16 protein-coding genes are annotated in these 26,285 nt (G+C 68.8%); 12 read left to right on the top strand and 4 right to left on the bottom strand.

Annotated elements, in window-relative coordinates; genetic code table 11:
- Positions 1-12: 12 nt before the first annotated feature.
- Positions 13-537 carry a hypothetical protein gene (locus BCL79_RS06860; protein WP_121039078.1) on the bottom strand — a complete coding sequence of 175 codons (525 nt, stop codon included), beginning with the start codon at positions 535-537 and terminating at the stop codon, positions 13-15.
- A 132-nt stretch (positions 538-669) separates the two neighbouring features.
- On the opposite strand from BCL79_RS06860, the gene BCL79_RS06855 reads away from it, so the two are divergent.
- Together BCL79_RS06855 and BCL79_RS06850 are read left to right on the top strand one after the other, a co-directional pair.
- A complete protein-coding gene (locus tag BCL79_RS06855) occupies positions 670-2,823 on the top strand; it encodes a RelA/SpoT family protein (protein WP_121039075.1) in 2,154 nt (717 codons plus the stop codon).
- 29 nt (positions 2,824-2,852) lie between these two features.
- Positions 2,853-4,415 (top strand): hypothetical protein, encoded by a 1,563-nt coding sequence (locus tag BCL79_RS06850; RefSeq protein WP_121039072.1) that lies wholly within the window; start codon positions 2,853-2,855, stop codon positions 4,413-4,415.
- Here BCL79_RS06850 and BCL79_RS06845 read toward each other — a convergent pair.
- Positions 4,412-6,511 (bottom strand): glycosyltransferase, encoded by a 2,100-nt coding sequence (locus tag BCL79_RS06845; RefSeq protein ID WP_121039069.1) that lies wholly within the window; start codon positions 6,509-6,511, stop codon positions 4,412-4,414. The two genes, BCL79_RS06850 and BCL79_RS06845, sit on opposite strands and share 4 nt — an antisense overlap.
- A gap of 96 nt (positions 6,512-6,607) precedes the next feature.
- Here BCL79_RS06845 and mrcB point away from each other — a divergent pair, with 96 nt between their 5' ends.
- The 4 genes from mrcB to tsaB all read left to right on the top strand — a co-directional run bounded on the left by mrcB (position 6,608) and on the right by tsaB (position 12,436).
- On the top strand, positions 6,608-9,049 hold the full coding sequence (gene mrcB, locus BCL79_RS06840) for a penicillin-binding protein 1B (protein ID WP_121039066.1): 2,442 nt from the start codon (positions 6,608-6,610) through the stop codon (positions 9,047-9,049).
- A gap of 15 nt (positions 9,050-9,064) precedes the next feature.
- Positions 9,065-9,592 carry a hypothetical protein gene (locus tag BCL79_RS06835; protein WP_121039063.1) on the top strand — a complete coding sequence of 176 codons (528 nt, stop codon included), beginning with the start codon at positions 9,065-9,067 and terminating at the stop codon, positions 9,590-9,592.
- A gap of 70 nt (positions 9,593-9,662) precedes the next feature.
- The gene (locus tag BCL79_RS06830; protein WP_121039060.1) at positions 9,663-11,720 is read left to right on the top strand and encodes an ATP-dependent DNA helicase; all 2,058 of its coding nucleotides are present in this window, start codon (positions 9,663-9,665) and stop codon (positions 11,718-11,720) included.
- Positions 11,721-11,725: 5 nt separating this feature from the next.
- Complete coding sequence (gene tsaB / locus BCL79_RS06825; protein ID WP_121039056.1) at positions 11,726-12,436, top strand: tRNA (adenosine(37)-N6)-threonylcarbamoyltransferase complex dimerization subunit type 1 TsaB; 711 nt, start codon at positions 11,726-11,728, stop codon at positions 12,434-12,436.
- Between the two features lie 123 nt (positions 12,437-12,559).
- On the opposite strand, the gene BCL79_RS06820 is transcribed toward tsaB, so the two are convergent.
- Both BCL79_RS06820 and gshB read right to left on the bottom strand, forming a co-directional pair.
- Complete coding sequence (locus tag BCL79_RS06820) at positions 12,560-13,447, bottom strand: energy transducer TonB family protein (protein WP_121039053.1); 888 nt, start codon at positions 13,445-13,447, stop codon at positions 12,560-12,562.
- Positions 13,444-14,394, bottom strand: coding sequence for a glutathione synthase (gene gshB / locus BCL79_RS06815; RefSeq protein WP_121039048.1), 951 nt, complete (start codon positions 14,392-14,394; stop codon positions 13,444-13,446). The genes BCL79_RS06820 and gshB overlap by 4 nt, the downstream gene beginning before the upstream one ends.
- 257 nt (positions 14,395-14,651) lie before the next feature.
- Here gshB and pilG point away from each other — a divergent pair, with 257 nt between their 5' ends.
- The 6 genes from pilG to BCL79_RS06785 all read left to right on the top strand — a co-directional run bounded on the left by pilG (position 14,652) and on the right by BCL79_RS06785 (position 26,254).
- Positions 14,652-15,053, top strand: coding sequence for a twitching motility response regulator PilG (pilG, locus tag BCL79_RS06810; RefSeq protein WP_121039045.1), 402 nt, complete (start codon positions 14,652-14,654; stop codon positions 15,051-15,053).
- 18 nt (positions 15,054-15,071) lie between these two features.
- Entirely contained in the window at positions 15,072-15,434 is a 363-nt protein-coding gene (locus BCL79_RS06805; RefSeq protein WP_019185138.1) for a response regulator, read from the top strand.
- Positions 15,434-15,964 (top strand): chemotaxis protein CheW, encoded by a 531-nt coding sequence (locus BCL79_RS06800; RefSeq protein WP_088432919.1) that lies wholly within the window; start codon positions 15,434-15,436, stop codon positions 15,962-15,964. Before BCL79_RS06805 ends, BCL79_RS06800 begins: the two co-directional genes overlap by 1 nt.
- 43 nt (positions 15,965-16,007) lie before the next feature.
- Complete coding sequence (locus tag BCL79_RS06795; RefSeq protein WP_088432920.1) at positions 16,008-18,044, top strand: methyl-accepting chemotaxis protein; 2,037 nt, start codon at positions 16,008-16,010, stop codon at positions 18,042-18,044.
- 94 nt (positions 18,045-18,138) lie between these two features.
- A complete protein-coding gene (locus BCL79_RS06790) occupies positions 18,139-24,951 on the top strand; it encodes an Hpt domain-containing protein (protein ID WP_121039042.1) in 6,813 nt (2,270 codons plus the stop codon).
- Positions 24,938-26,254 carry a chemotaxis protein CheB gene (locus BCL79_RS06785; RefSeq protein ID WP_428999408.1) on the top strand — a complete coding sequence of 439 codons (1,317 nt, stop codon included), beginning with the start codon at positions 24,938-24,940 and terminating at the stop codon, positions 26,252-26,254. Before BCL79_RS06790 ends, BCL79_RS06785 begins: the two co-directional genes overlap by 14 nt.
- Positions 26,255-26,285: the final 31 nt, after the last annotated feature.

The following is a 26,285-nucleotide window of genomic DNA, read 5'->3' as shown; positions in this document are numbered from 1 at the left end:
ACCTGAACCGGCTTACTTGACGCGGCGCACTTTGGCGCGGGTATTGACGCCCTGGACCTGCATGTACCACGCGCCGCCGACGCCGGCAGCGATGCTGACCTCCGGCGACTGGCGGCGGACACCACCGACCTGGACGTCGTCGATCTGCTCCCATTCCTGGGTGTTGGCGAGCACGTAACGCTGCCCCTTGCCGAAGCCGCGGAACTCTCCGGTCAAGGCGCTTTTGATCGGCTCCTTGGTGCCGAAGTCGAAGAAGCCGTGGTTTTTCACGATCACTTCCTGACGACCCTCTTCGCGGGCCTCTTCGCGGGCCTGTTCGCGTGCATCGGCCGCCAGCGCCGCCACTTTGCCCTGCAGCCAGTTGTTGAGCTCGGCCAGTTCCTGCGGCGTGAGCTTCTCCAGCCCGGCGGCCTTGAACTCGGCCGGCGACATCTGCTGCTGCAGATCGCCTTCCACCACGCGCTGGGCCAGCGCCGGTAGCGAGAGGCTCATCATGACGGCCGCACAGGCCAACAACCGCAGACGGGAAAAGCGCATGGCAGGGTCTCTCCTAGGGATAGCCGCAGTGTAGTGCCAGCGCCGGGGCATGTGCACATGCAGGTGATGGCGATTGTCGGGGGGGCGCTGCGGCGCTAGTGTAGGTGGCCTCTGTCTTGTCTGTACGATGCTGTGAACCGCGCTTCCTCCCCCGGCCTGGATGGCTTGTTGACCCGACCCTCGGTGGCTTCGCTGCCGCCTGAGCTGCGCGAGGCATTGCTGCAGCGCTGGCAGCAACCCGAGGCCGATCTGGAAAGGCGCGCAGGCTGGCCGGTGCTGGCCGATACGCTCGATGCGCTGTCATTGCTCTCGGCCGACGAGTCTGCCTTGCTGGCCACGTTGCTGTTCGATCTGCCGTGGTTGCGTGCCGGGCTGGACACGCTGCCGATCGGTGCGCTCAAGCCGGTGGTCGTCGGCCTGCTGGACGGTCTGGACGCTGCCGACCAGGTCTGGGCGCTGCACGCCGGGCGCGAGGCCGGGCGCAACAGCGAAGGCCTGCGCCGCCTGCTGCTCTCGATCATCCGCGATCTGCGTGTGGTGCCGATCCTGCTCGCCCGCCAGCTGGCCCGCATGCGCGGTGCCGATCGCTTGCCCGAGGACGAACGGCGCGCGCTGGCCCAGCTCACCCGCGACATCCACGCGCCGCTGGCCAACCGGCTCGGCATCTGGCAATTGAAGTGGGAGCTGGAGGATCTGGCGTTCCGCCACCTGGAACCGGAGACCTACCGCCGCATCGCGCGCGAGGTGGATGAAACGCGCTTGGCGCGCGAGCGCTATGTCGAGGGCGTCAAAAAGGCGCTGTCGCGTGAACTGCTGGCGCAAGGCATCCGTGCCGAGGTCAGCGGCCGCCCGAAGCACATCTACAGCATCTGGCGGAAGATGCAGAAGAAGCGGCTGGCGTTCGAGCAGTTGTACGACATCCGCGCCGTGCGCGTGATGGTGGACGACGTGGCCGCCTGCTACGCCGCGCTGGGCGTGGTGCATGCACTGTGGGCGCCGGTGCCGAGCGAATTCGACGATTACATCGCACGCCCGAAAGCCAACGATTACCGTTCGCTGCATACCGCCGTGATCGGCCCGGAAGGGCGCACCATCGAAGTGCAGATCCGCACCCACGACATGCATGCCCAGGCCGAGCTCGGCGTGGCCGCGCACTGGCGCTACAAGGAAGGCAGCAAAGGCGCGGAAAAGGCGTTCGACCGCAAGATCACCTGGATGCGCCAGTTGTTGGAGCAATCCCAGGATGGACATGCCAGTGAGCTGGCCGGGGCGCTGGATGCCGAGCTGACCGAAGACCGGGTCTACGCGCTCAGTCCCAAGGACGAGGTGATGGACCTGCCGCAGGGCGCCACGCCGTTGGATTTTGCTTACCACGTGCACACCATGGTCGGGCACCGCTGCCGTGGGGCGAAGGTCAACGGCCGCATCGTGCCGTTGACCTACCGCCTGCGCAGCGGCGACCGGGTCGAGATCCTGACCGGCAAGGAGGCCGATCCCCGGCGCGACTGGCTGCTGGCCTCCAGCGGTTTCCTGGCCAGCAACCGCTCGCGTGAGAAGGTGCGCGGCTGGTTCCACAAGCTGGACCGCGCCCGCAATGTGCAGGCCGGCCGCGAGCTGCTCGAGCGCGAACTCAAGCGCCTCGGCCTGCAGCACGCCGATCTGGCCATCGCGGTGAAGAAGTTCCACGCCGACAGCGTCGATGATCTCTACATCCAGGTGGCCTTGGGTGACACCGGGCCGAACCAGGTCAGCCGCACACTGCTGGAAGCCGAGCGTGCCGCCAGCCAGCCGGCGGTGCCCGCCCTGCCGCGCCCGACGGCGCGGCGCGACAGCGTGCGCAGCGCCGATTTCACCGTCCAGGGCGTGGGCAATCTGCTCGTGCAGCTCGCCCGGTGCTGCCAGCCCGTGGCCGGTGAGCCGATCGTCGGCTACCTCACGCGTGCGCGCGGCGTCACCGTGCACCGCACCGACTGTGCCGCGCTGGCACGTCTGGCCGCGGCCAGCCCGCAGCGCATTCTTCCGGTGGAGTGGGGCCAGGCCGGCGGTGGCTATGAAGTGGACGTGGTGGTCGACGCGGTCGACCGGCGCTGGCTGCTCAAGGACATCACCAACCTGATCGCGCAGGAGGATGCCTATGTGCTGGACATCCACAGCGACAACGTCCGCAACAGTGGCCGTGCGCATCTGCGTCTGCGCTTGAAGGTCAGTGACTACGGCCAGCTTTCGACCCTGCTGGGCAAGCTGGACGCGCTGCCCGGTGTCAGCGAAGCCCGGCGTCTAGGCTGAGCTCACGTGCCCCACGCTAGGCTCGCGCCATGAGCCGGGACGATGACAGGCATGACGCCGCCCACGAGGCACTGCGACGGGTGCGCCGCGAAGGCCGCTGGTGGTGGTTGCAGGCGCGCCATGCCCGGCGCATCTGGCGGTGGGCGTTGTTGGTGGCCGTGCTGCTGTTCGTCAGCCTGGCACTGTTGCGCCGGCCGCTGGCCAACTGGTTCTGGAACGAACCGCAGATCGAGCAGCTGCTCGACCAGGGCGATCGCGCGCTGGCCGCGGGCCGGTTGAGTGCGGCAGACGGTCGTGGCGCACGTGAATCCTTCCAGGCCGCGCTGGCGCTGGACAACGACCGCTTGCAGGCGCGCAGCGGTCTGGCACGCACGGGCCAGGCTGCCCTGCAGCAGGCGCGGGATGCGCTGGACCGGGGCAATGCACCGGCGGCGACCGCCGCGCTGGCGCTGGCCCGCGAACTGCAGGTGCCGCAGCGCGACGCCGATGCGGTGGCGCAGCAGCTGCACGCACACGACCAGGCACGCGCGGGGATCGGGGCGTTGCTTGGTCGCGCCGAAGCGGCCTTGCAGGCGCAGCGGCTCGAGGGCAGCCCCGACAGCGCACTGCCGTTGTTCCAGCAGGTGCTGGCGCTGTCCCCCAACCAGGTGCGCGCGCTGGAGGGGCGCGAGGATGCGCTGTCCGATCTCCTCCAGCAGGCGCGCACGGCGGCCGGCCGCGGCGATGTGGCCAGGGCTGCGGCGCTGGTGCGCAGCGCGCGTGGCTTCGATGCCGGGCATGTCGATCTGCCGGCCACCCAAGAAGCGCTGAACAACGCGCTGGAGCGACGCCAGCGCGAGGGCGAGATCGCGCTGCGCCGGCAGAAGCTGGAGGTTGCGGCCGATGCCTTCGCCGCGGTGCTTTCGGCGCTTCCCGACGATCCTGCCGCGCGCCGTGGCCAGCTGCAGGTCGCCGATGCGCAGCTCACGCGTGCGACGCGGCTGGCCGGCAACTTCCGTTTCGAAGACGCAGCCCGGGCGCTTCAGGTGGCGCAATCGCTGGGCGCGTCCACGCGTTCGGTGGAGGCGGCCCGCCATGTGATCGAGCAGGCGCAGCGCTCCCAGGCGGCACTGAAGACCCCGGCGGTGCCGAGGGCGCAGCGCGAACGCACACTGCAGCGTCTGCTCACGCGCCTGGCGGAGGCGGAGGGCCGTGGCAACTTCCTGGACCCGCCCGGACGCAGTGCCTACGACGCCCTGCGCGAGGCCCAGGGCGTCGCGCCGCAGGACCCGCGGGTGCGTGCCGCCGCGCAGCGCCTGCTGCCCGCAAGCCGGCAGTGCTTTGAAGATCGCCTGCGCGAGAATCGTGTGCTGGCCGCGGGGGCCTGTCTGGACGCCTGGCAGACGCTGTCGACCAATGATGCCGCCCAGGCCGCCGCGCGGCGGCGGCTGGCGCAGCGCTGGCTGGCCATCGGCAGCGAGCGCCTGGGCTCGGGTGACATCGCTTACGCGCAGCAGGCGCTGCAGCAGGCGCAGCGCTGGCAACCGGACCTGCTGGAATTGCCGGCCTTCGCCGAGCGCCTGCGCAGCGCCGGCGGTGGCTCGGGCACTTAATCCAGGAACACCCGCTGCACGGTGGCGCGGGCCGCATCCAGCGAGAAATGATCCACGATGTTCTGCAGCCCGGCGGTCGAGAGCCGGCGCCACAGGGCCTTGTCCTGGTAAAGCTGCACCACGGCCTGCGCGAATGCCTCGGCATCATCGGCCACCAGCACATCCTCGCCATCGCGCAGGTGCATGCCTTCCACGCCACAGGTCGTGGCGACCACCGGCTGCCCATGCGCCATGCTGAGATTCACCTTGCCCTTCACGCCTGCACCGAAGCGCAGCGGCGCGACGGCGATGCGGATGCCATCCATGTAGGGCACCACGTCCGGCACGAACCCGTGGATCTCCACGCCCGGCTGGGTCGCGGCCAGCGCGCGCAGGGTATCGGGCACGGCCGCGCCGATGCAGTGGAAACGGATGTCGGGCAGGTGTGCGCGGATGCGCGCGAAGACCTCACCGATGAACCACTGCATGGCATCCAGGTTGGGCGGATGACGGAAGCCACCGACGAACACCAGGTCGCGCCGCTCGGCCCAGTCAGGGCCGGCCCCAGCAACCTCGTGCAGGTTGGAGATCAGTTCCACGGTTGCGCCTGGCGCATCGACGCGCAGCTGCTCCCGCTCGGCCGCGCTGACCAGCACCGTCACATCCACCTGTTCCATCACCGCCAGCTCGCGTGCGCGGGTGCGCTCGGCATTGCGCAGCAGCCCTGCATCACCGGCGATCTCCGCACCACGGCGTTCGCGCAGGTAGTGCAGGTCAACGGTATCGAAGACCGTGCGGGCCTGCGGCGCAAAGCTGCGCAGCAGCGGCAGGCACTCGTGGGCGACGTGGTAGCGGACCATCATCACCACATCGAAGCGGGCGCCGTTGGCGCGCAGCCACGGCGCCACACCGTCCAGATACGGGGCGTACCAGACCTCCACGCCAAGCGCCTGCAGCGCCTCGGTGGCCGCGCCGCCGTGCTCGCGCCGGGTCGGCACGAACACCACGTGGACCCCGGCTTCAAGCAGCATGCCGATCAGGTTGTACTGGCGCAGCGAGGCCGAGTCGCGGTCCGGCTGCGGCACTTCTTCATCCAGGATCAGGACCTGGCGCTGGGCACGGTGCAGCAGGACTGGCGAGGGAACGCTGCCGACGGCGGGCTGCACCTGCAGTGCGTCGGCCCACTTCGCCGCGAACACGCCGCGGTTGCGGACCTGGTAAGCCTTGATCCCGCTGCCGGTATCGGTGCCGTTGCTGGTGCCCTCGTCATGCACCACCCGGCTGGCCGGTTGTACCAGTACGCGGTGGCCGCTGGCGCGCACGGCGAAAGCCAGGTCGGTGTCTTCGTAATACGCCGGCTTGTAGCGCAGATCGAAGCCGCCGATCTCCTCCCACAGCGCGCGCCGGATCATCAGCGCCGCACCGGAGCAGTAGTCGGCATCGCGCAGCGCGCTGTAGCGCGGATCTTCGGGCGATTCGAAGCGGCCGTAGCTCCAACCACTGCCATCCTGGAAGATCACCCCGCCCGACTCCTGCAGGCGGCCGTCGGGGTAGAGCAGCTGTGAACCGACCAGGCCGGCGCGCGGCACCCGGGCGAAGGTGGCGAGCAGCGCATCCAGCCAGCCGGGCTGCGGCACAGTGTCGTTGTTGAGCAGCACCACGTACTGACCACGCGAACGCGCGACGCCATCGTTGCAGGCCTCGATGAAGCCGCCGTTGCTCGCCCGTATTTCATAGCGCAGGCCGCGGATCTGCGGCATCCAGGTGATCGTCTCGTCGCTGCTGCCGTCGTCCACCACCAGGATCTCGCAGGCGACCTGCGGTGGATGCGCGGCCAGTGCCCGCAGGCAGGCCAACGTATGCGCGGCGTGGTTGTAGACCGGAATGATGATGCTGACCACCGGGCGCTCGCTGGCGGGGACGGTGAACGGCGCGAACGCTGTGGCCTCCGGCAGGTACAGGGGCGCCCCGCGTGGCGCCGGCACGGCCTGGGTATGGACCCGGATGCGCTGCCAGGTAGCACGCCAGCCCCGGGTGCGCAGACTGGCCAGGCTGCGACGGAACAGGCCGAGCATGCGGTTCAGGAAATAGCGAGCATCGGCCAAGGACATCGACATCCCGTTGCAACTCCAGCTTAAGCGGGGGAACCCGGGAGAACGCGCCGCTCGCGGTGGCTGCGTTAGACTCGCCGGAATCCATATTCTCGCATCCCCGTGCCCCGACGCTACGATTCCGACGACATCGACGAGTTCGACGACGACACCGAAAGCCGCGGCCCGCTGTGGCGGCGCCGGTTGATCACCTGGAGCATGGCGGCTGTCGCGCTGGGGTTGGGCTTCCTGATCCCCTATACGGTGTACCTGAACCAACAGGTCACCCAGCGATTCGGTGAGCTGCGCTGGCAGATTCCCACCCGTGTCTATGCGCGCCCGCTGCCGCTGGCGCCCGGCGTGGCGATGGATGCGGCCACGCTCAAGACCGAGCTGGCGGCTTCCGCCTACCGGGATGACGGGATCGGCAAGTCGCCGGCCACGTATACGCAGGAGGGAGGGCGTTTCGTCATCTCCAGCCGTGGCTACAACGACGTCGATGGTCGGGTCGCCCCGCGCCGCGTCGAGCTGAGCCTGTCCGGCGGGTCGATCGCTTCGCTGCGTGACCCCGACACCCGCAAGGCGCTGAAGGCCGCGCGTCTGGATCCGGCCCGTATCGCCACGCTGTACGGCCAGAAGCAGGAAGAGCGCCGGCTGGTGCGGATTGAAGAGACGCCCGAGCTGCTGGTCACCGGCCTGCAGGCGGTGGAGGACAAGGACTTCAACCGCCACCACGGCATCGACCTGAGCGGCATCGCCCGCGCGATCTGGGTGACCGTGCGTTCCGGTGGCCAGAGCCGCCAGGGCGCCTCGACCCTGACCCAGCAGCTGGCCCGCAGCGGCCTGCTCGGGATCGGCAAAGAGCAGACCGTCACCCGCAAGTTCAATGAGGTGCTGTACGCGCTGATCATGGAGGCGCGCTACGACAAGCGCACCATCCTGGAGGCCTACCTCAACCAGGTCTACCTGGGCCAGCGCGGCAGCCAGGCGATCCACGGCATGTCCTCGGGCGCGGAGTTCTGGTTCGGGCGCGATCTGGCCTCCCTCAACACCGAGCATGTCGCTTTGCTGATCGGCCTGGTCAAGGGCCCGTCCTATTACGATCCGCGCCGCAATCCCGAACGTGCGCTGGACCGCCGCAACTTCGTGCTGGGCAAGCTGCGCGACGCCAATCTGATCGACGATGCCGAGTACACGCGTGCGGTCGATGCGCCGCTGGGCGTGCCCAAGACCCCGGGCCTGATCGCGGCCAACCGTTTCCCGGCCTATGTGGATCTGGTCCGCCGCCAGCTCGGTCACGATTACCCCGAGTCGGTGCTGCAGGGCGCCGGCCTGAGCGTGATGACCGGCATGGCACCGTCGGCGCAGGCGTATGCCGAAGGCGCGGTCACCAAGACGATCAAATCACTGGAAAGCAAGCGCCGTCCCGCGTTGCAGGCCGGCCTGGTGCTGACCGACGTGCACAACGGGGATGTGCTGGCCGTGGTCGGGAGCCGTGACGTCTCCGAACCGGGCTTCAACCGCGCCATCGAGGCGCAGCGCCCGGTCGGTTCGCTGCTCAAGCCGTTCGTGTATCTGCTGGCGCTGGCGCAGCCGGACCGCTACTCGCTGTCCAGCTGGGTCGACGATTCGCCGGTGACGGTGCAGCTCAGCCGCGGCAAGCAGTGGTCCCCCGGCAACGCGGACAACCGCAGCCACGGCACGGTCCGCCTGATCGATGCGCTGGCCCATTCCTACAACCAGGCCACGGTGCGGGTGGGCATGCAGGTGGGTCCGGAGCGGGTCACCCAGCTGATCCACGTGCTGGCCGGGATCAAGGCAGACCCCAATCCGGCGGTGATCCTCGGTTCCACCGACCAGAGCCCATATGCGATGGCTCAGCTGTATCAGTTCCTGGCCTCGGGCGGCGAAATCCAGCCGCTGCATGCGGTGCGTGGCGTGCTCGATCCGCAGGGCAAGCTGATGAAGCGCTACGACAAGACCCCGGCGCCGGCGCAGGAGGGCGACTCGATCGCTGCGAACCTGATCAGCATCGGCCTGCAGCAGGTCGTGGCCAGCGGTACTGCGCAGCGCCTCAACGCCGACGGCCTGGGCCGCCTGCAGCCGGCGGGCAAGACCGGCACCACCAATGACGGTCGCGACAGCTGGTACGCCGGCTATACCGGTGACCACTTGGCGGTGATCTGGATGGGCAACGACCAGAACGAACAGGCCGGGCTGTATGGTGCGACCGGCTCGATGCGGGTCTGGTCCGGCATTTTCCAGCGCCTGCCCAGCTCGCCGCTGAAGGTCAGCAACAAGGGCCTGGACTGGCAGTACGTGGAGGCCAGCGGCACGGCCACCACCGATGAAGCCTGCCCCGGCGCGCGTCGCTTCCCGTTCGTGGTGGGTTACACCCCGGCCTATGTACCGTGCACCGCGCCGAGCGCCTTGCCGGAAGGCGAGGGTGGCGAACAGAGTGAAGGCGGTGGCTGGCGCAGTTGGTTCGGCCTGGAGAAAAAGCCCGAGCCTGCCCCCGAACCGGCGCAGAATGCACCGGTCGCCACCCCCGCGCGTCAACCCTGATCGAGGCCTGCCTGCATGACCACCCGTTTCCTGATCCGTTCCGCGTCGCTTGCCACGCTGTGCCTCGCGCTGGCGGCCTGCGTCACTCCGCCGCCGGTGGTGAAGGCACCGGTCGACACCACCACGCCGGCCCAGCGCCTGGCCGCCGTGGATGCCGCCGCGGGCAATGACGACAAAGAGCTGGCCGTGCAGCCGCTGCGCGACAGCGAGGTGGAAGACCTGCGCCAGGCCGCGCATGCCCGTCGCCAGGCCAACGATCTGACCGGCGCTGCGGCGGCGCTCGATCAGGCGCTGGCGATCATGGCCTCGGATCCGTCGGTGCTGCAGGACCGTGCCGAGATCGCCCTGCTGCAGGGCGATTGGGCGGCGGCGGAAACCTTCGCCCGCAAGTCGGTCGAACTGGGCTCCAAGACCGGCCCGCTGTGCCGCCGCCATTGGGCAACGATCGAGCAGTCGCGCCTGGCCCGCGGTGAAAAAGAAAATGCCGCCTCGGCGCATGCCCAGCTGGAAGGCTGCACAGTGCCGGGCATCATGCGCTACTGAGGCCAGCGCGACAGCGGATGCGTGACGGCGTAGCGCCGGGCGCAGCCCGGCAGCCTCTATCATTGTCGTCATGTCCCAACTTGCCCACGCCAGCCGCGATGCCCTCAGTGAGGGCGGTGCGCTCGCCAGCCAGCTCGATGCTTTCGTACCTCGCCCGGCCCAGCTGCGCCTGACCGCGGCGATCGCCGAAGCCTTCGACCAGCGCGACGTGCTGCTGGCCGAGGCCGGCACCGGCACCGGCAAGACCTATGCGTATCTGGTGCCCGCGCTGCTGTCCGGGCTGAAGACCATCATCTCCACCGGCACCCGCGCGCTGCAGGATCAGCTGTATCACCGCGATCTGCCGCGCGTGCGGGCCGCGCTCGGTGTGGGCCACAGCAGTGCGCTGCTGAAGGGGCGCGCCAATTATCTGTGCCGCTATCGGCTGCAGCAGGCCCGGGGCGAACCCCGTTTCAGTTCCCCCGAGCAGGTCGCGCAGTTCCAGCGCATCCTGGCCTGGTCCGGGCGCACGAAGTACGGCGACATGGCCGAGCTGGAGGCTTTGCCGGAGGACTCGCCGCTGTACCCGATGGTGACCTCCACCGTCGATAACTGCCTGGGCACCGAGTGCCCGTTCTGGGATGACTGCTTCGTCGTGCAGGCACGGCAGCGGGCGCAGGCGGCCGACGTGGTGGTGGTCAACCACCACCTGCTGCTGGCCGATCTGGCGCTCAAGCAGGAAGGTTTCGGCGAGATCCTGCCGGGTGCGCAGGCGTTCGTGATCGACGAGGCGCACCAGTTGCCCGAACTGGCGGCCAACTTCTTCGGTGAAGGCTTCGGCATGCGCCCGTGGCAGGAGCTGGCACGCGACTGCCTGGCAGAGAGCCGCAGCGTGGCCGGTGCGCAGGCGGCCCTGCAGGAGCCCGCGGCCGCGCTGGAGCAGACCCTGCGCGACCTGCGCGTGGCGATGGATGGCCTGCCGCCGCGCGGCACCCAGTGGCGCGCGTTGACCGTGCCGCAGGTGCGCGATGGCTTCGATGCGGCGATGAGTACGCTGGTGCAGCTGCGCGATGCGCTGGCCGGCGTGCGCGAGGCGTCGCCCGGTCTGGATGCCTGCCATGCGCGCGCGATGGAAGCGGTCTCACGGTTGTCGCGCTGGCTGGGCGACGATGCGCCGATGCTGGATTTCGACACCGATCCGGACCAAGCGCCGCCGCCAGCGGAGGTGCTCTGGTATGAACTGACACCACGCGGTTTCCGCTGCCAGCGCACGCCGATGGATGTTTCCGGTCCGCTGCGCGAGCATCGGCAGCGCTCGATGGCGGCCTGGGTGTTCACCTCGGCCACGCTGACCGTGGACGGTGGTTTCGAGCATATTTCCCAGCGGCTGGGCCTGGAGGATCCGGTCAGCCTGCTGCAGCCCAGCCCGTTCGACTGGGCCCACCAGGCGCTGTGCTATCTGCCGACCGATCTGCCCGATCCGGCCGCGCGCGGCTTCGGCACCGCGTTGATCCGCGCACTGACGCCGGTACTGGAGGCCTCGCACGGCCGTGCGTTCCTGTTGTTCGCCTCGCACCGCGCACTGCGCGAAGCGGCCGAGGCCCTGCGCGATGCACCGTGGCCGCTGTTCGTGCAGGGCGAGGCGCCGCGCGCGACCCTGCTGCAGCGCTTCCGTGAATCGGGCAACGGCGTCCTGCTGGGCTCGGCCAGTTTCCGCGAGGGCGTGGACGTGGTCGGCGATGCGCTCAGCGTGGTGGTGATCGACAAGCTTCCCTTCGCCGCGCCGGACGATCCGGTGTTCGAAGCGCGGCTGGATGCAATCCGCCGCGACGGCGGCAACCCGTTCCGCGATGAGCAGCTGCCGCAGGCGGTGATTGCGCTCAAGCAGGGCGTGGGCCGCCTGATCCGCAGCGAAACCGATCGCGGTGTGCTGGTGCTGTGTGATCCACGCCTGCTCAGCCGTGGCTATGGCCGGATCTTCCTGGATTCACTGCCGCCGTTCCGGCGTACCCGTTCGCTGACCGATGTGCAGGCCTTCTTTGCGCCACAATGGCCCGTCGCTGACCCCACACCCGTCGCTGCGCCTGCATCACCGCCGCCCGTGCAACGTCTGCCGTCCACCGATGACTTTCCAACTTCCCTGTTCTGACCGCCATGAAACTGCTCGCCTTTGAAACCGCCACCGAAGCCTGTTCCGTTGCCCTGTATGTGGATGGGCAGGTCAGCGAGCGCTTCGAGATCGCCCCGCGCCGCCATGCCGAGCTGAGCCTGCCCTGGGCCGAGGCGCTGCTGGCCGAAGCGGGGGTGGCCCGTTCGCAGCTGGATGCGATCGCGTTGGGGCGGGGGCCGGGCGCGTTCACCGGCGTGCGGCTGGCCATCGCCATCGCCCAGGGGATCGCCCTGGCGCTGGACCGCCCGCTGATCGCGGTCTCCACCCTGCAGGCGCTGGCGCTGCGTGCCCCGGCGGAAGCCGATCATGTACTGGCCAGCATCGACGCGCGCATGGGCGAGGTCTATGCCGCACGCCACATCCGCGTGGACGGGCAGTGGCAGCTGCAGGGCGAGGAGAGCGTGTGCGCGCCCGAGCAGGTCGTGTTGCCTGAGGGTACGCACTGGTTCGGCGTGGGGACTGGCTTCGGCGCGGCCGAGGGCGTGCTGGCGACGCGGTTGGCCGATCAACTGACCGGCGTGGACGCGCTGGCGCTGCCGCGGGCGTCGGACGTGCTGGCCTTGGCGGTACCCGCGTTCCAGCGCGGCGAGGGCGTGGCGCCGGAGCTGGTGGAGCCGGCGTATCTGCGCAACAACGTGGCACTGACCCTGGTGGAACAGCAGGCGGCGCGGGCGGCGAAGCAGGCGGCCTCGTAACGCAGGCGGCCTCGTAGCGCCCAGCTGCGCATCGCATCGTAAGCCCCAGCCACGCATGGCGTGGCACTACCTGCGCGGCGTTCTCGTAGCGCCACGCCGTGCGTGGCTGCGCCCTGCGCCCGATCAGCGATCGTCGCGCAGCTCGCCGCCGGGCAGGAACACCCAGGTGCGGGTCACCTGCAGGATGTCGATCGCATCCTCGGTTCTGGGCAGTGGCGGGAACGGCTGGGCAAGCGTGATCACGCGCAGCGCGGTTTCATCCAGCAACGGCGTGCCGCTCGACTGCAGGATGCGGGCACTTTCGACCGTGCCATCGCGGCGCACACCGACCGTGATCACCACCTGGCCACCGAGCCGGCGGGCGCGGGCCTCATCGGGATAATTCAGATTGCCGACGCGCTCGGCGCGGTCGACCCACGCGCGCAGATAGGTGGCATAGGCGTATTCGCGGGTGCTGGCCGAGACGAACTTGCGGTTCGGCCGCTTGGCGTACTGGGCCGAGCGCAGGTGTACCTCGGCGGCCAGTCGTGCCATCTCCACGTCGCGCTGCTCGCGGGCGGTCATCGGTGCATCCGGGCGGGGGTGCTCGGGAAGCGGCTGTGGCTGCGCCTCGGCGATGGTGTCGGCGCCATTGCGGCTGTTGACCACGCGGGTCTGCGGCGGCGGAACGCTGGCTGCCTCCTGGCGCTGTTGCGGCACCGGTGACAGCCCGGCCTGTGCCTGCGGCACGATCCCGGCCTGGTTGTCGCGCGGGCGCTGCGCCTTGTCGTGGTCGCCACCGCCCTGCTGATTGGCCTGGGCCAGGAAATCGGCCTGCTTGGGGGTCAGCGGGGTCTGGGTCTGGCTGAAGATCACATCCAGGGTGGGCACCAGCGGCGCGCTGTCACTGACCGCGAAGCCGACTCCCAGCAGCAGCAACGCGTGCACGAGCACGGACAGCGTCAGGGTCGCGCCCAGCCGCTGGGATTCGCGCGCCTGCCACGTCGGGGCCGGGACGACGCTGGCGCTCATCGCGGCAGGCTGGCCTCGATCGCATCGAACAGGGTGCCGGCGATGTTCAGTCCGAACTGAGCGTCGAGCTCGCGCACGCAGGTCGGGCTGGTGACATTGACTTCGGTCAGGTAATCGCCGATCACGTCCAGGCCGACGAAGCGCATGCCGCGCCGCTTCATCTCCGGCCCGACCTGGGCGGCGATCCAGCGGTCGCGCTCGCTCAGCGGGCGGCCTTCGCCACGGCCACCGGCGGCCAGGTTGCCACGGAACTCATCGCCCTGCGGAATCCGCGCCAGGCAGTAGTCCACCGGCTCGCCATCGACCAGCAGGATGCGCTTGTCGCCGGCGGTGATGTCCGGGATGAATTTCTGCGCCAGGGCCAGCGTGCGCTCGCCATCGGTCAGGGTTTCCAGGATCACATTGAGGTTGGGATCACCGGTGCCGCTGCGGAAGATCGAGCGCCCGCCCATGCCGTCCAGCGGCTTGAGCACCGCCTGGCCATGTTCGAGCACGAAGGCCTTCAGGTCCGCATTGCGGCGGCTGACCAGGGTCGGCGGGCAGCACTGCGGGAACAGCAGGGCGGCCAGCTTCTCGTTGTAGTCGCGCAGGCCCTGGGGGTCGTTGACGACCATCGCACCGGCCTGCTGGGCGACGCTGAGCACATGGGTGTCGTAGATGAATTCGGCATCCACCGGCGGGTCCTTGCGCATCAGCACCACCTGGCCGGGGCCGAACACGGTCTGGCTGAACTCGCCCAGGGTGAACCAGTCGTTCTTGTCCTCGCGCACCTGCAGCGGGGCGGTGCGGGCGATGGCCTGGCCATCGCGCAGGGCCAGCCCGCCGGGGCTGACGTAGTGCAGCGCATGGCCGCGGCGCTGGGCTTCCAGCAGCATCGCGAAGGTGGTGTCCTTGGCAATCTTGATATGGGCGATGGGGTCCATCACCACGATGACATTCAACGGCATGGTCGCAACCTGGCGGGCAGGCCGATGATGGTAGCGACAATGGGTCCGCAATGCCTGCCCGGGGGCGCGGAACGCAGTGTCCGGCCGGGCGGGCGCCGCCCCGGATTTGCGCAAACGGCCCGGCCCGGGCGCCCGCCGGGCCGCTGGCGCCGGGGCCGCGGTGGGTGTGCTTGAAGCGCGCGGCGGTATTGGGATATAGATACGCTTTCGCAGCGACGCCGGGGATCAGGCAAGCGTCGCGCGCTTGGGGAAAGGTAATGACTGAATACATGGCTGCGGGTGGGGAACTCGCAGGGCTGCGCGTGATGGTCATCGATGATTCGAAGACCATCCGCAGAACTGCGGAAACCCTGCTGAAGCGGGAAGGCTGCGAAGTGGTGACCGCGACCGATGGGTTCGAGGCATTGGCCAAGATCGCCGATCAACAGCCGCAGATCATCTTCGTGGACATCATGATGCCGCGGCTGGACGGGTATCAGACCTGTGCGCTGATCAAGGGCAACCAGCTGTTCAAGTCCACGCCGGTGATCATGCTGTCCTCCAAGGACGGCCTGTTCGACAAGGCACGCGGCCGCATCGTCGGCTCGGAGCAGTACCTGACCAAGCCATTCACGCGTGAAGAACTGCTGGGTGCCATCCGCACATACGTCAACGCCTGACCAGGGGGGAAAGGCACAATGGCTCGAATCGTACTGATCGAGGATTCACCGACCGACCGTGCGGTGTTCACGCAGTGGTTGACCAAGGCCGGTCATGAAGTCCTGGAAGCGGACAACGCCGAGGACGGGCTCAAGCTCGTGCGCGAGCAGTCACCGCAGCTGGTGCTGATGGACGTGGTCCTGCCCGGCATGAGTGGCTTCCAGGCCACCCGTGCGATGGCGCGCGACGCGGCCACCAAGCACATTCCGGTGGTCATCGTCAGCACCAAGGCGATGGAAACCGACAAGGCGTGGGGGCTGCGCCAGGGGGCGGCCGACTACATCGTCAAGCCGCCGCGCGAGGAGGAACTGATCGCGCGGATCAACCAGTTGGTGGTCTGATGCGTTCTCCTTTCGACATCCTCCAAGCCTATGAGCGGCGCAGCCTGGCCCATGCCGTGCAGCTGCCCGAGCGGCAGTTCTCGCAGGACCTGTGGCGTGGCGTCGGCTACCGCGTGGGCAAGCGCCGGCTGGTCTCGGATTTCCGCGAAGTGGTGGAAATCGTGCCGATGCCGCCGATCACCCCGGTGCCGGGCGCCCAGCCGTGGCTGCTGGGCGTGGGCAACCTGCGCGGCAACCTGTTTCCGGTGGTGGACCTGAAGTTCTTCCTGGAAGGCGAGCGCACCGTGCAGCAGGAGGGTCAGCGCGTGCTGATCATGCGCCAGGCCGGCGGCGACGTGGCATTGACCATCGATGAACTGTTCGGCCAGCGCAGCTTCGAGCTGGACCAGGACATTGTCGCCGGCGATCTGGCTACCGGCCGCTATGCGCACTTCATCGACCGTGCGTTCCACGGCGATGGCCATGACTGGGGCGTGTTCTCGCTGTCGCTGCTGTCGCGTACCCCCGAATTCAGGCAGGCCGCGGCCTGACCGCAGGCGCCTGTCTCTCCGTATTGAAGATCGAGGTTGAACGATGAGTACTGCTTCGGAATCCGCCAAGGCCGGCAAGCTCGGCTCGGTGGGCACCAATTTCTGGCTCGGCCTGCTGGCCGTGTCGATGATCGTGTTCGGCGTCAACACCGGTGTAGCGACCTGGCAGGGCAGTCGCCTGGCCAGTGCGAGCACCGATGCGGCGAACCTGCAGGTGCTCTCGCAGCAGCTGGCCAACCAGGGCCGTGAGGCGGTCTCGGGCAACGCGCAGGCGTTCACCGCGTTCAAGCTGACCAAGAGCGACATCGAAAGTACCGTCAGTGGCCTGCAGGGCCGCTACGGCACCGAGACCAATGTCGCCGGGCCGCTGAACACGCTGATCCAGACCTGGGAGCCGCTCGGCAAGAGTGCCGGCCAGCTGGTCGCCAGCGAACCGGCCGTGCTGGCCCTGGCCGGCAACGCCAACAACTTCGTCAACGGCGTGCCCGCACTGCAGGCGCAGCTGAACGAAGTGGTCCGCGCGATGTCGGCCAGTGGCGCGCCGTCCTCGCAGGTCTACAACGCCCTGCAGCAGGTCGTGGTGGTCGGCTCGATGGCCCGCCGCGTGACGGAAATGCGCGCCGGTGGCGCCAATGCGGCTGCCGCGGGCGATGCGCTCGCCCGCGACTCGGTGGTCTTCACCCAGGTGCTCGATGCGCTGCGCAACGGCAACGAGGAACTGGGCATTGCCGCGGTCCGCAACGGTCCGGCGCTGGCCGCGCTGGAGCAGTCGCAGAAGCAGTGGGACACCATGAAGCAGGATGCCGACGCGATCCTGGCCAGCTCGCGCCAGCTGTTCGCCGCGCAGTCCTCGGCCGCGGCCCTGACGGGTGGTTCGGCAGACATGCTGCGCGACAGCAAGAAGCTGTTCGAAGCCTTCTCTTCGTTCGGCTCGCTGCGCGATACCCGCCTGTTCCCCAACTTCTGGCTGGGCGTGGCCTCTGGTGCGTTCTCGCTGATCGCCATCATCGGCTTCGTCGGCAGCACGGTGCGCAGCCGCTCGCGCGAACAGGAACTGCGGTACCAGACCCAGGTGGAATACAACAGCCGCAACCAGCAGGCCATCATGCGGCTGCTGGACGAAATCAGCTCGCTGGGTGAAGGCGACCTGACGGTGAAGGCCTCGGTGACCGAGGACATGACCGGCGCCATCGCCGACGCCATCAACTACGCCGTGGATGAGCTGCGCCACCTGGTGACCACCATCAACGACACCTCGGCCAAGGTCGCCGTGTCGACCCAGGAAACCCAGGCCACCGCGATGCAGCTGGCCGAAGCGGCGGGCCACCAGGCCAACCAGATCACCTCGGCCTCCGACCGCATCGGCGAAATCGCCTCGAGCATCGAGCAGGTGTCGCGCAACTCGGCCGAGTCGGCCGACGTGGCACAGCGCTCGGTGATCATCGCCGCCGAAGGTGCCGGCGTGGTGCGCGAAACGATCCAGGGCATGGACCAGATCCGCGACCAGATCCAGGAAACCTCCAAGCGCATCAAGCGCCTGGGCGAGTCCTCGCAGGAAATCGGCTCGATCGTGGAACTGATCAACGACATTTCCGAGCAGACCAACATCCTAGCGTTGAACGCCGCGGTGCAGGCAGCTTCAGCCGGTGAGGCCGGTCGCGGTTTCGCGGTGGTGGCCGACGAAGTGCAGCGGCTGGCAGAGCGCACCTCCGGTGCGACCCGACGGATCGAAAACCTGGTGCAGGCCATTCAGGCCGATACCAACGAGGCGGTCAGCTCGATGGAGCAGACCACCGCCGAAGTGGTCTCCGGTGCACGCCTGGCCGAAGACGCCGGTACCGCGCTGACCGAAATCGAGCGCGTCTCCAACGCGTTGAACAACCTCATCAAGAACATCTCGATCGCTGCCCAGCAGCAGTCGGCCGCGGCATCGGACATCACCCGCACCATGGGCGTGATCCGTCAGATTACCGGCCAGACCTCGCAGGGCGCGGGACAGACCGCCGAGTCGATCGGCCACCTGGCACAGCTGGCGGCCGACCTGCGCCGCTCGGTCGCCGACTTCAAGCTGCCGGCGTGAGCCGCGGGCAGGGCGGAGAGGGAAGGAACAAGCAGATGATGCATCGCGAGAAATCACCGCACGCCATGTGCGCCGAGCTGCCGGGAGACCTGGCATGAGCACGCTGCGCGATGCCATGAGCCACGCTGCGCTGGGCTGGGTCAAGCCGGAGCTGGACGAGACCCTGCGCCAGGTGCGCAACGAGGTCGAGTACTACGTGGAAGACCCCGCCGATGGCAGCCGGATGCGCTTCTGCGCCGGCTACCTGCACCAGGTGCAGGGCACCCTGCGGATGGTCGAGCTGTATGCCCCGGCGATGGTGGCCGAGGAGCTGGAGCAGCTGGCCAATGCGATCGGTGCCGGTGAGGTGCCCGACCGTGATGAAGCCTGCGCCACGCTGATGCGTGGCAGCGTACTGCTGCCCGATTACCTGGAGCGCCTGCAGAACGGTCACCGCGACATCCCGATCGTGCTGCTGCCGCTGCTCAATGACATCCGCTCGGCGCGCGCCGCGCCGGGCATCAATGAAAGCGTGCTGTTCGCCTTCGCGCCGGACAGCGCGAGCGCCACCGAAGCCGAGCTGGATCACGCGCGCGGCAGCCTGAGCGGGCGCAATCGCGAGCTGCTCGATACGGTCGGCAATGCGGTCAAGGAAGAACTGCTGCGCATCAAGGATGCGCTGGACCTGCACCTGCGTACCGGCGGCGAGCCGGTGCAGCTGCAGACCCAGGTCAACGAGCTGGGCGCGGTGGCCGACACGCTGGGCATGATGGGCCTGGGCGTGGCCCGCGGCGTGGTCGTACAGCAGCGCGACGCGCTGCGCGACGTGGTCGAGGGCGTGCAGCAGATCGATGAAACGCTGCTGCTGGATATCGCCGGCGCGCTGCTCTACGTGGATGCCTCGCTGGATGACCAGGTCGCCCATCTGGGCGCCGGCGGCAGTGGCGAAGACGATCCGAGCGCGGTGGAGAACCGGCGCACGGTGGAGGTGCTGGCGCATGAAGCCATCGCCAACTTCGCTGCGGCGCGCGAGCATTTCGTCGCCTTCATCGAAACCAACTGGAACCACCAGCAGCTGCAGGAAGTACCGCGCCTGCTCGGCGAGGTCGCCGGTGCGCTGCGCATGCTGGATCTGACGGTGCCGGCCGATTACCTGCAGGGCGTGCGCCAGTACATCGCCGTTGAACTGCTCGGCAAGCAGCGCGTGCCCAGCGGGCGCCAGCTGGACACCCTGGCCGACGCCATGGCCAGCCTGGAGTATTACCTCGAGGCCCTGCGCGAACGTCGCCCGGGCCGCGATGAAATCCTGGACATCACCCGCAGCAGCCTGGAAACCCTGCGTTACTGGCCGCTGCCGGCTGCCAACCAGCCTACCCCCGATACCGGGCCGGCGTCGTTGCCGGTCGCGGCCGAACCCATCGAGCTCACGCCGTGGGACACGCCTGCACCGGAGCCGATCAAGCTCGGCGTCACTGCCGACATCCCGCGCCCGGCCAACCTGCCGCCGCCGCTGCCGGAGGTCACCTTCGATCCGCCGCCGGCGAACACCGCCCCGCTGCCCGCGGCACCGGTGGCGCTGGTGTTCGACGCCTCCACCGCCCCGGTCGCCGCCGATGCGCCGCAGTGGACGCTGGCCAGCCATGACGATGTGGACGAACTGCCTACGTTCGCCCATTTCGATCCGGTCATTGCCGAAGTGCCCGCCGGCGCCGGGTGGGACGTCGCGCCGCTGCCGTCCGTGCACGCCGATGCTGTGCACGACGCGGTGGATGTGCCGACGTCGGAGCGTGCGCCCGAGGTTTCGGACGTGTCGCTGGAGATGCCGGCCTTCGTGGCCACGGGCACCGGGTTTGATCCGGTGGCCGCCGAGCACGAGATGCTGGAGCTGAGCGACGAGCCGATCGAATTCACCTTCGATGAGGACCTGCGCAACGCCGACGACGTGCTGTCGCTTCAGATCGATGACAGCGGCACCTACACCGACACCGATAGCGATGGCATTGCCGCGGAGACGGCTGCTTCCAGCCCGTTCGCGCAGAGTGCGGTGGATGTGGAAGCCCTGCCGACGTTCCTGCAGGAGATTCCGGTGGCCTCGGTGGACGACAGTGTCGCCGAGCCGACCGATGCGTTCATCGATGGCACCGACACGGTGCTGCAGGCCGAGGCAGATGCCGCGCTGCCGCCGCCCGCAGTGCAGGATGCGGTCATCCGCCGTATCGAGCTGGACGACGAATCCACCCGCTTCCTGGCCGAACTGGACGCCGCCGCCGCGCAGTTCCGCCCGGAAGGCGCCGGCACTGGTACGGTGCCGGCCACCTCTGCAGCGGCGAGCCCGGCAGTGGCCGTGCCCGCCGACGACACCAGCATCGAGGCCGGCTTCGAGGACGATGGCGAGAACATCGACCAGGACATCCGCGAGGTCTTCATCGAAGAGTTCGACGAAGAACTGGTGAACCTGGGCAACCTGCTCCCGGCTTGGCGCATCGCGCCGGACAACCTGGACCGCCTGCGCCCGATCCGCCGCGTGTTCCATACGCTCAAAGGCAGTGGCCGGCTGGTCGGTGCGCGCACCCTGGGCGAGTTCAGCTGGAAGATCGAGGGCATGCTCAACCGCGTGCTCGATGGCAGCCGCCCGGCCTCACCGGCGGTGGTCGCCCTGGTCGGCCAGGCCTACGAGGTGCTGCCGCAGCTCAATGCCGCGCTGCGCGATGGCAGCCGTGTCACCGCCGATCTGCAGGCCATGCAGGCCATCGCCGATCGCGTGGCCGCCGGTGAGGAGACCTTCCATGTGCCCCTGCAGCGTGCCGCTGCAGCCGCCGTGGCGACGGCCGTGGACAGTGGGACGCCTGACGCTGCGCCGGTGATCGAGAGCACGCCGGCCAACATCGACAGCGTGCTGCGCGAGATCCTGGAAGCCGAGGTTGAGATCCATCAGGCGACGCTGCAGGCGTGGCTGGACGTCGCCGCCGATGCACCCCAGCCAGTGACCGACGGGCTGCTGCGCGCCGTGCACACCATGAACGGCGCCTTCGCCATGACCGACGTGCCGGAGATCACGGCGGTCACCGGTGCGGCGGAAAGCTATATCAAGCGCTCCCTGGCCGCCGATGCACTGCCCAGCGCGGCGGGCATCGACGCGCTCGCCGAGACCAGCGTCGCGATCACCACCACCATGGCGGCACTGCAGGACGAGGCGCCGCGGGTGCCCGTGCAGAACGCGTTGGCGGCCCGCCTGGTCGCCCTGGCCGATACGTTGCCCGAGGCGCGCTGGCCGGCACTGGTCGAGGACGATCTTGACCTGGTGGACGACGAAGCGTCCGTCGAGGCGACTGATGCGGAAGCGGTAACCGAAGCGACGGCGGCAGATGCCGTGGACGTGGCTGCCATCGACGTGGCTGCGGTCGAGGTCCTGGCAGCAGACGCGGATACCGTTGAAGCCGTTGAAGCCGTTGAAGCCGTTGAAGCCGTTGAAGCCGTTGAAGCCGTTGAACCCGTTAAGGCATACGAAGTCGTCGAAGCAGCAGATGCGGATGCCGAGGCAGGGCCGTTCGCCCCGGTCTCCGATGCGCAGGGTGATGCATTCGCCGCGACCGGTGATGACGTGCAGGACGCCGCCGCGCCGCTGCTCGCGACCGCCGACGACACCACGGCTACCGGCGAGCAGCAGGCCGAGATCGATGCCGATGGCCTGAGCGTGATCGAGCCCGGTCGCGCGGCCGCTGAGGCCGACGACGATGCCCTCATCGCCATGGAGCTGACCGGCACGGACGACCTGTCCGCCTACTTCGATGCCGCGCTGCCGGACACCGCGCGCGCAGCAGATGCGCCGCCTTCGCCGGATGTCGCAGCCGAGGACGCGGATCTGGCGTCTGTGCATGCGGGCCTGGAAGCGGTCGAGCTGACCTCGGCCGAGGATCTCTCGCGCTACTTCGATCATCTCGCCGAGCCGGTCACGCCGGAACGTCCGGTCGACGTCGGCGCTGAAACCGACGCCAACTCGGACACCGACACCAGCACCAGCACCAGCACCAGGGCCGAGGCCGAGGCCGAAGGCGTGGCAGACACGGCGACCGACAGCCGCTCCGACTCGGCAGAGGCGACCACCGACGGTCCGGCCGCCGCTGATGTCGATGCCCATGCCCATGACGATGAGCAGGGCAGCGCCTACGCGGTCGCGGTCGATGACGCGGCCAACGACAGCTGGAGCGATACCGATCCGGACAGCGACGAAGACGCCCATGCGCTGGATGAGGTCCTGCCGCCGCCGCCGGCCTTCGGCGAGGTGGTGGACGCCCAGCAGGCGGTGGATGACGGTTTGACCGTCGTCGATGCGCCGGATGCCTCCGATACCGGCGTGCTCGGTCTGGACGCCACGGCTGAGAACGCCGGCGAAGCCGATGCGTTCGCCGAGGCGATCGAGACCACGGCGCCCGATGCCTCCGCCGACGCTGCCTCCCCGGCGCGCTTCTTCGAACTGGAGGACGCACCCGCTGCAACCTTCACGAACGCCCCGGAAGCCGACGACGCCCGCCAGGTGGAGTCCACCGACAGTGACGACCTCGCGCCGGGCGATGCGCTCGATTTCACCCAGCTCGACCAGGAGCTGGTCGATATCTTCGTGGAAGAGGGCAAGGACCTGCTCGACCACTGCGATGGCCTGATCAGCGAGCTGCGCGCCGCGCCCCAGGACCGCGACGTGATCGCCGGCCTGCAGCGCGACCTGCATACCCTCAAGGGTGGCGCGCGCATGGCCGGGATCAACCCGATCGGCGATCTTGGCCACGGCATTGAATCGCTGCTGGAGGCCGTCGCGGCCAACCGCACTGATATCGACCGCAGCGACGTGCACCTGCTGGAGCGCGGGTTCGATCGCCTGCACCAGTTGCTGACCCGCACCGGCCAGCACCGCACCGTGGCGATGCCGGATGACCTGATCGCCGCGTTCGAGCAGCGTACCCAGGGCCGCGCCGAGCCCGAACCGCTCGAGACCGCCCATGACACGCTGCCGTCCGGCGATGCCAAGGTGGAGGCCGCCATCGCCGCGCTCGTGGCGGCGCCGCTGTCGGCACCGGTGCCGCTGGAAACCGTCAGCGAGGAAGATGGTCTGCCGCGGCCGCAGCAGGAACAGGTGCGCGTGCGCGCCGATCTGCTCGACCGGCTGGTCAACCACGCCGGTGAAGTGGCGATCTACCGTTCGCGTCTGGAACAGCAGCTCGGTGCCTTCCGCGGCGCCATGGGCGAACTGGACCGCACCAATGCCCGTCTGCGCGATCAGCTGCGCCGCCTTGATCTGGAAACCGAAGCACAGATCGTGGCGCGCTATCAGCGTGAGCAGGACCAGGCCGATCACACGTTCGACCCGCTGGAACTGGACCGCTTCTCCACGCTGCAGCAGCTCAGCCGCGCGCTGAATGAATCGGCGGCCGATCTGGGCGGTCTGCAAGGCGTGCTCGATGATCTCTCGCGCCAGTACGACGTGCTGCTGCAACAGCAGTCGCGCGTCAGTTCGGAGCTGCAGGACGGCCTGATGCGCGCGCGCATGGTGCCGTTCGATGGTCTCGTGCCGCGCCTGCGCCGGGTCGTGCGCCAGGCGGGCCAGGACACCGGCAAGCAGGTTCACGTCACCCTCGAAGGGACCCACGGCGAACTGGATCGCAACGTGCTCGATCGCATGGTCGCGCCGCTGGAACACATGCTGCGCAACTCGGTGGCGCATGGCCTGGAAACCCCGGAACAGCGCCGTGCCGCGGGCAAGCCGGACGAGGGCGAAATCGCCATCCGCCTGCGCCGCGAAGGCTCGGAAATCGTGCTGGAAGTGGCCGACGATGGCGCCGGGCTGGACCGTGAGGCGATCCGTCGCCGCGCCGAACAGCGGGGCCTGATCGCCGCCGATGCCGTGCTCGGCGATGCCGAACTGGATGCGATGATCTTCTCGCCCGGCTTCAGCACCGCCGACCAGGTCAGCCAGCTGGCCGGCCGTGGCGTGGGCATGGACGTGGTGCACAACGAAGTGCGCCAGCTGGGTGGTTCGGTGGACATCCACTCGGTCAGCGGCCAGGGCGTTACCTTCACCCTGCGCCTGCCGCAGACGCTGGCGGTCACCCAGGCGGTGTTCGTGCAGATCGGCGAGACCACCTTTGCAGTGCCGGTGGCCTCGGTCAGTGGTATCGGCCGGATCTCGCGCGAGCGCTTTGAAACCGCCAACGGCGGGTACCACTACGGTGGCGAAGAATTCGCCCTGCACGATCTGGGTACGCTGATCGGCCAGGCCCAGGCCCGCGCCGAAGGCCAGGCCCAGGTACCGCTGCTGCTGGTCCGCGCCGGCGACCTGCGCGTGGCCGTGGCGATCGACCAGGTGCTGGGCAACCGCGAAATCGTGGTCAAGCCGGTCGGCCTGCAGATCGCCTCGGTGCCGGGCATCTACGGTGCGACGATCACCGGCGATGGCCGCGTGGTGGTGATCCTGGACGTGGCGCCGCTGGTGCGCCGCTACCTGGCCAACCCGCACAAGCCGATCACCGCTGCAGCCAAGGTCAGTGATCGCGATGTGCCGCTGGTGATGGTGGTCGACGATTCGCTGACCATGCGCAAGGTCACCGGCCGCATCCTGGAACGCCACAACTTCGAGGTCACGGTCGCCCGTGACGGTATCGAAGCACTGGAGCGCCTGGATGAGCGGGTGCCCGACCTGATGCTGCTGGATATCGAAATGCCGCGCATGGACGGTTACGAGCTGGCCAGCGTCATGCGCGCCGACCCGCGCTACCAGGGTGTGCCGATCGTGATGATCACGTCGCGCAGCGGCGACAAGCACCGTCAACGTGCCTTTGAACTCGGTGTCCAGCGCTACCTGGGCAAGCCGTACCAGGAACTGGATCTGATGCGCAACGTGTATGACCTGCTGGGGATCGCCCGTGCACGCGAGTGATGCCCATCCCCTGTTGTCGGTGGCCCTGCTGGCCCGTTCCGGGCCGGCACGCGACCGCCTGCGCGAAGCACTCGGCCATGCCGGCGCCCGCCTCGTGCTGGAGGACGACCCCAACACGCTCGACCTGCAGGCGCTGCGTGATGCCGATCCCGGTGCGGTCCTGATCGCGCTGGAACCGGCGATCGAAGACGCCCTGGAGCGGTTGGATCCGGTGTTGGGTTCGCCGTCATTGACCGTGATCTTCGACGAAGCCGAGCTGGCTGCACGCCGCGATGGCTGGGAAGCGCAGCGCTGGGCACGGCATCTGGTGGCCAAGCTGCACGGCCATCAGGACGTGCTGCCGCCGGGTTCGGAACAGGACCAGCAACTGCAGCCCGAACCGGGCCTGCCGGTCACCCCGGCGCAGCTGCATGCCGACGCACCGCTGGAGTTCCATCTGCGCGAAGCCGAGGATGCGGCCGCCGAGGTGCCGGCCGATGGCCTGTACCAGGCGCCGGCGGAGTTGCACGAGCCGGTGTCGCTGGAAGAGGCACTGGCCGCGCTGCAGCCGCTGGAACCCGATCCGGTCGCCCCGGCGATTCCGCCCATTCCGGCCTCGGCACCGCCCGCCGCGGCCGTATCCATCGGCGATCACAGCCGTTGGTCGCTGGTGGAGGATGACGGTGTTGTCGCTGCGCCCCCGTCGATCAACGACACGGCGCCCGCACCCGAGCGCTTCGGCATTGAACGTCTGTCGCTGGTCGAGCTCGAACCCGAGGCCGGTTCCGCCGGTGGCTGCGCGGGCGCGGTGCTGGTCCTGGCCGGCATCGGCGGGCCGGATGCGCTGCGCCGCCTGCTGGCCGCGCTGCCCGAATCGCTGAGCACCGCCGTCCTGGTGCATATGCGCCTGGACGGCGGCCGCTACGGCAATCTGGTCAAGCAGATGGCACGGGTGTCCGCACTGCCGGTGCTGCTGGCCGAGGACGCCCAGCCGGTTGAAGCCGGCCAGGCCTACATCCTGCCGGACGACATCGGCATCGCCATGCGCCAGGGCGGTCTGCAGTTCATCGCCGATACCGCCGGCATCCAGATCGAGGCATTGCCGGCCGCGCACAGCGGCGTGGTCCTGCTCAGCGGTGCGGATGCCGCCCAGGTGGACGCCGTGCTCGCCCTGGCCGCCGCCGGTGCCTGGGTGGCCGGTCAGATCGGCGAAGGCTGCTATGACCCGACCGCGGCCAGTGCCGTCGTTGCGGCCGGGCAGGACGCCGGGGAACCGCCGCAGCTGGCCGCCACCATCGCCGAACGCTGGGGCGTGGACGCCTGAGTGGCGCCGACGCACCTTTGAAGGAAAACCC

The sequence above is a fragment of the Stenotrophomonas rhizophila genome (assembly GCF_003651185.1).
GTDB classification, from domain to species: Bacteria; Pseudomonadota; Gammaproteobacteria; order Xanthomonadales; family Xanthomonadaceae; genus Stenotrophomonas; species Stenotrophomonas maltophilia_Z.
Note: the sequence above shows the minus strand (reverse complement) of the source record. Positions and strands in the feature narration are given on the sequence as shown.